Here is a 5,971-nt window from a genome sequence, read left to right on the forward strand (position 1 = left end):
CCTCGAGGCCGTCGAGGTGTCCGAGGCCCGCCTCCGGATCGCCCAGGCCGAGGTCCGCATCGGGACCGCCGCCGAGATCGACGCCGCGCTCGCGCTCGCGGATTACAACGCCGACCGCGCCCTCCTCTTGCAGCGCCGGGTTCAACTCGCCGGGGCTCGGGCGGGGCTAGGCGGGCTCCTCGCGCTCCCCGAGCCCGGCGCCGTCGTCGTCACCGACACGCTGGCCCTCGGTGCCCCGCCCGCCCTCGACGTGTTGGTGGCGCGAGCGGCCGTAGGCAACCGCCGTGTGGCCGCGTTCCAAGCGGCCGAAGCCGCCGCCGTCGAGGCCATCGACCAAGTCCGCTCCGACTACCGGCCGACTGTCCGGGCGTCGGCTGGCGTCGGGCTGACCGTCTTCGACGGCGGGTTCCTTCCTCCGAGCTTCGACCCCACGGTCGGCCCGGACCTCCGCTACGGCCTGACGGCCTCGCTCCCCATCTTCGACGCGGGGGAGCGGGAGCGGCGGCTCGTGAACGCGCGCATCGGGCTCCGCCAGGCCGAGCTCTCGACGGACGCGGAGCGGATCGCGAACCGGGCCCGGGCGGTCCAGCTCGCTGCACTCGCGGAGGGGTTTCGGGCACTTGTGGATCTCGAGACGCTCAACGAGCAGGTCGCGCGGGAGAACGTCCGCGTGGCCCTGGCCCAGCTCCGTCTCGGGTTCATCACGCCCGTCGACCTCCGCCAGATCCAGCTCACGCTCGTCGACGTGCGGACGCGACGGGTCGAGGCCGTGTACCAAGCGAGACTGGCCGAGGCGGAGCTCCGGCTGCTGGCCGGCGACCTGCTCCCGTCCGACGCCGCGACGCTGGCCGAGCCGCGGTAGGCGCGTCCCCGTCCTCGAGGTCGCTATCGCGCGACGACGAACCGGACCACCTCGGCGCGCGCGCCGGCTTCGACGCGGACGACGTAGAGCCCCGGCGTCAGCCTCGAGGTCGAGAACCCATGATCGCCGGCGCCCAGGACGCCGTTGTGCAGGACGGCCACCTCGCGGCCGAGCGCGTCATACACCGCTGCGCGTACCGGACCGGCCTCGAGGACGGACAACCGGACCGTCGAGGTCGACGCCGTCGGGTTTGGTGCGACGGACAGGGCGACCGACTGTGGCTCGTCCTCGAGGGCGGTGGTCGTTCCCGGGAGGTAGAGCGCTGCGACGCGGAAGCGTTGACCCGGCGTGATCTCATCGTTAGCGGCCGTCGCCGCGACGTCGCTGTCGGTCAGCCACTCGTACTGTATGAACCTGCTCTCGAGGATGACCCGGCCGTCCTGCGTCGTCGTGTTGTCGGTCGTACGCTGGACCATCAGGCAGTCGAACCGGCCGGTGGGGGCGACCAGCGTCCCGGACCCGACAACCTCGGACACCTCGCGGACCGTGCTCACGACGCCGGGGACCGCCATCAGCGAGACGACTTCCGACTCTCCGACGACCGTGGTGCCGAACGTGAACGGGAACGACGCTTGCTCGAGGCCGTCGACGTTCCGGAGTAGAAAGTCAGGGGCCCCCGCGCTCGCCGGCACAAACTCACCGAGCGTCGCGAACACGCCGTCCTCGATGCGGACGTAGGTGTACGAGGTCGAGCCGGGGTTCGTGAGGCCGGTGCCGCCCAACGCGTAGGCTCGCGTCGCGGTCGGGAAGTTGGAGGCGCCCGGCAGGCCCGCGGGGTCCTCGAACGTCTCCGTCGTGATGGGCAGACGCTGGTCGCTGTACGTGAGCGCCGTAAAGTCCCACGTTTGACCTCGGCCTGTCAACGCGATCAGGGCGTCGACGCGGTCCTCGTCGGTGGCGTTGATGACCGCGTCGGTCGAGAAGATGGTCGCGTCGCCCTCGACGCCGAACGGGATCGGCCGGTAGGTGTCGGCGGAGAGCGAGAGCTGGGCGGAGGCGGGCAGCGCGGCGAGCGTCGCCGCGAGAATCAAGAAGCGCACGGGCGGGGTGGTGGGAAGGCGGTTAGGATAGACACGTGCGCCGTCTCCGCGCCCCCCTCGAGGGCGACGTCCCGAGCCCTGGCCTCGAGGCCGAGCGGCTACCGCGCGACGACGAACCGCGCCGTCTCGGCATGCCCCTGGACCTCGATGCGGACGACGTAGAGCCCCGGCGTCAACCTCGAGGTCGAGAACCCATGGTCGCCGGCGCCCAGGACGCCGTCGTGCAGGGCCGCGACCTCGCGTCCGAGCGCGTCGTAGACCGCGACCCGAGCGGGTCCGGCCTCGAGGACGGACAATCTCACCGTCGAGGTCGACGCCGTCGGGTTGGGCGCGACGGACAGCGACGCGAGGCGAGACCCGTCCTCGAGGGCGGTGACGATGCGGGGCTCGTAGAACCGCGCTTCGCGGAAGGTGCGGCCGGGTCCGAGCTCGTTGTTCACAGCGACCGCCCCAGCCCGGTCGGCCGTGACCCAGGTGTACCCGGACGTCGTAAACCCATCGCTCGTCTCGGTGCGCCGGACCATGAGGCACTCGTACGAGCCCGACGGCACGACCAGCGTGCCGTATCCCACCACCTCGACCGTCTCGCTCCAGGAGAGATCGACGAGCGGGCGGGGGGACGCGTCGACGTCGCCCTCGTCCTCGAATGAGGTGCCGAAGGTGAACGGGAACGTGGCCTGAACGCGACCGTCAGGCGTGTACCGGCTCTGGAGCACGACGGTCGAGGTCGAGTCCAGGGTGACGCTCCCCAGCGTGATCAACGAGTCGCCGTCGACCCGGGCGTAGGTGTAGCTCACGTAGTCGACTCCCGGCCTGCCGTCCTCATAGGCTGCCGTCGCCGTGGTGAACAGGTCCGCGCCAGGCAGACCAGCGGGGTCCTCGAGGACGCGCCGGTCCGGTGTGATCGGTACGGCCGTGGTCTCCAACACGGTAAAGTCCCACGTCTGATCCGCGCCGGTCCGGGCGATGAGCGCGTCGATCGCGCTGTCGGACGCGCTGGTCCCCGACGCGTCGGTCGAGTAGAGCAAGAGGGGACCGTCGGCCTCTGCGAAGCCGTACTCCGAGAACCCGCTGGGGCGGTAGTCGTCGGCGGTGAACGAGAGCTGGGCGGAGGCGGGGAGCGCGCAGAGCGCCGCCGCGAGGATCACATAACGCATGGTCGTTGAGGCACTGTTCACCCAAGGATAGGTGGCTAGGCCCCGACGCGCAACGCCCTCGAGGGCGACTCAGGCCCGCTCCGCGAGCTCGGCCCACCGCTCGACGTCGGTCTCGAGCTGCTCCGTCAACGCGGCGAACTCGGCCGAGAGCGCGATGACCTTGTCGGCGTCCGCCGCGTGCTCGACCATCTCGGCCTCGAGGACGGGCTGGCGGTCCTCGGCCTTGGCGATCCGGGCCTCGACCTCCTGGAGCTCCAGCTTCTCGGCGTACGTGAGCTTTTTCGGGGCGGGCTCCGCCGGCGCCTTGGAGGCCTCGGGCTCGGGTTCCGGCGCCCCCGCCGCTTCGGCTCGGCGCGCGTCGGCGGCCTCCAAGGCGACCTTCTCGTTCGCCTCGATCTCGGCCCACACGCTGTAGCTGCCGGGGATCTTGCGGACCCGGCCGTCGCCCTCGACGCGCAGCAGGTGCTCGGCGGTGCGGTCCAGGAAGTAGCGGTCGTGAGAGACCGTCACGACGGCGCCGGCGAACGTGTCGAGGTAGCCCTCCAAGGCAACGAGGGTCGGGATGTCGAGGTCGTTGGTGGGCTCGTCGAGCAGCAACACGTTGGGCGCGCCCATCAGCACGCGCAACAGGTAGAGGCGTCGCCGCTCGCCGCCGGAGAGAAGCCCGACGGGCGTGTACTGCACCTCGCGCGGGAACAGGAACCGCTCCAGCATCTGGGCCGCCGTGATGACGGACCCGTCCGACATCTTGACGTTGTCGGCGATGTCCTCGACGGAGTCGATCAAGCGCTGGTCGGCACCCTCGCGCTGGGACGCGGCCAAGTCCCGGCTCTCCTGGTCGTAGTACCCGATGGTCACCGTCGGTCCGACCTCGAGGACGCCGTCGTCGGGAGCGAGCCGCCCGGCGATCATCTCCAAGAGCGTGGTCTTGCCGGCGCCGTTGGGGCCGATGATGCCCAGCCGATCGTCTCGCGTGAGCTCGTAGGTCAGGTCCTCGATCAGCGTCCGCCCGTCGAAGCCTTTGGAGACGCCCTCGAGCTGAACCACTTTCTTCCCCAAGCGAGTCGAGACCGACTCGATGGCGATGTCAGCTGCCGCGGCGTCGGGCTTGGCGTCCAAGAGCGCGTGCGCCCGGTCGATGCGGGCCTTCGACTTCGAGGTCCGCGCCTTGGCGCCGCGCCGGAGCCACGCCAACTCGCGCGTGGCGAGGTTCTGCCGCTTCGACTCCTCGGCGGCCTCGACGACGGCCTGGGCCGCCTTCTGCTCGAGGTAGCTCCCGTACGAGCCCACGAAGCGCTGGACGGTCCCACGCTCGACCTCGAGCATCCGGTTCGTCACGCGGTCCAAGACGTAGCGGTCGTGGGTGACCAGCAGGAGCGCGCCGGTCCACGACCGCAGAAGCCCCTCCATCCACTCGATGGTCTCGGTGTCGAGGTGGTTCGTTGGCTCGTCCAGGATGAGCAGGTCCGGCCGCTCGACGATGGCACGTGCGAGCGCGACGCGCTTTTTCTGCCCCCCACTCAAGGTCCCAACCTTCGCCGTCGGGTCGGCCAGCCCGAGCCGGTCCAGGGCGGCGCGCGCCTGGGCCTCGAGGTCCCACCCGCCGACGGCGTCCAAGCGCCCCGAGAGCCGGGCGATGTCGGCGGCGGCTTTCTCGTCCGTGTAGTCGGCCTCCAGCTTTGCGAGCGCGGCCTCGTAGTCGCGCAGGAGGGTCGCCGTCGGTCCGTCGCCGGCGAAGACGGCATCGAGGACGGTGGCCTCGGCCTCGAGGTCGGGCCGCTGGTCCAAGACGCCGATCCGGGCGCCGGAGGCGACCAGGACCTCGCCGCCGTCGGGCGTCTCCAGGCCGGACGCGAGCTTGAGGAGCGTCGATTTGCCGGCGCCGTTGGCCCCGATCACGGCGACCTTCTCGTCGGGCTGGATGACGAACGAGACGTCCTCCAAGAGCGGCTTGGTGCCGTAGCTCTTGCGGACGCGGTCGAAGGTGAGGACAGCCATCGGGGCGGGGGAGGGGGACGCCGGAAGATCGGGGCGTCCTCGAGGGCGGTCGGTGACGATGGGAGGGAATGCGAGGTCGGGGGCGTGGCTTCGAGGGCGTACGTGGGGTTCGGCCTCGAGGGCGGCTGCTCACCACCCCCTGTCCTCCTCCTCATGCAAGGAGGGGGGACTCGACCTAAAGGCCCGAGGGCAGCGGGTCGTCCTCGAGGACGGGGGAGCATCTGTCACTGCCCCCTTCCCTACGGTCCTCGAACGGAAACCGTGCGCGTCGTTCAGGGCGTTCCTCCCGTACACACCACAGACACCATGGAGCTCGGCCTGTTCTCGTTTGCCGAGGTGCCGCCCGGCACCACCCGCACGGACCGCCTTCGGAACCTGCTCGAGGAGATCGAGCTCGCGGACCAGGTCGGCCTCGACGTGTTCGGCGTCGGGGAGCACCACCGGCCGGACTACGCGGCGTCGGCGCCGGCAGTGGTCTTGGCGGCGGCGGCCTCGAGGACGGAGCGGATCCGGCTGACGAGTTCGGTGACCGTCTTGTCGTCGGACGACCCGGTGCGCGTGTTCCAAGACTTCGCGACGCTCGACCTGCTCTCGAACGGGCGGGCGGAGATCTTGGCGGGACGCGGCTCGTTTATCGAGTCGTTCCCACTGTTCGGCTACGAGCTGGGGGACTACGACTCACTTTACCAGGAGAAGCTGGAGCTGCTACTGGCGCTGCGGGCGTCGGAGCGGGTGACGTGGAGCGGGCGGCACCGCGCGGCGCTGCGGGACCAGCCGGTGTACCCGCGTCCACAGCAGGACGAGCTGCCGGTCTGGGTGGCGGTCGGCGGGACGCCGGCGTCGGTGTTGCGGGC

The 5,971-nt window shown here is 70.7% G+C and carries 5 protein-coding genes; 2 read left to right on the plus strand and 3 right to left on the minus strand.

The annotated features are described in order from the left end of the window. Positions 1–862, plus strand: an 862-nt coding sequence (locus WBA11_RS15810) for a TolC family protein (RefSeq protein ID WP_424521623.1), incomplete at its 5' end; no start/stop codon positions are given. Positions 863–885: 23 nt separating this feature from the next. Here the strand turns inward: WBA11_RS15810 and WBA11_RS15815 are convergent. The 3 genes from WBA11_RS15815 to WBA11_RS15825 form a co-directional block, all read right to left on the minus strand. Continuing rightward, on the minus strand, positions 886–1,962 hold the full coding sequence (locus WBA11_RS15815; RefSeq protein ID WP_424521624.1) for a T9SS type A sorting domain-containing protein: 1,077 nt from the start codon (positions 1,960–1,962) through the stop codon (positions 886–888). Positions 1,963–2,060: 98 nt separating this feature from the next. Next, on the minus strand, positions 2,061–3,119 hold the full coding sequence (locus WBA11_RS15820; protein WP_424521625.1) for a T9SS type A sorting domain-containing protein: 1,059 nt from the start codon (positions 3,117–3,119) through the stop codon (positions 2,061–2,063). Positions 3,120–3,188: 69 nt separating this feature from the next. Further along, positions 3,189–5,117 carry an ABC-F family ATP-binding cassette domain-containing protein gene (locus tag WBA11_RS15825; protein ID WP_424521626.1) on the minus strand — a complete coding sequence of 643 codons (1,929 nt, stop codon included), beginning with the start codon at positions 5,115–5,117 and terminating at the stop codon, positions 3,189–3,191. Positions 5,118–5,423: 306 nt separating this feature from the next. Here WBA11_RS15825 and WBA11_RS15830 point away from each other — a divergent pair. Then, positions 5,424–5,971 (plus strand): LLM class flavin-dependent oxidoreductase (locus tag WBA11_RS15830; protein ID WP_424521627.1); only part of this gene is annotated, 548 nt, incomplete at its 3' end.

This window comes from Rubrivirga sp. (assembly GCF_049648075.1).
GTDB lineage: Bacteria > Bacteroidota > Rhodothermia > Rhodothermales > Rubricoccaceae > Rubrivirga.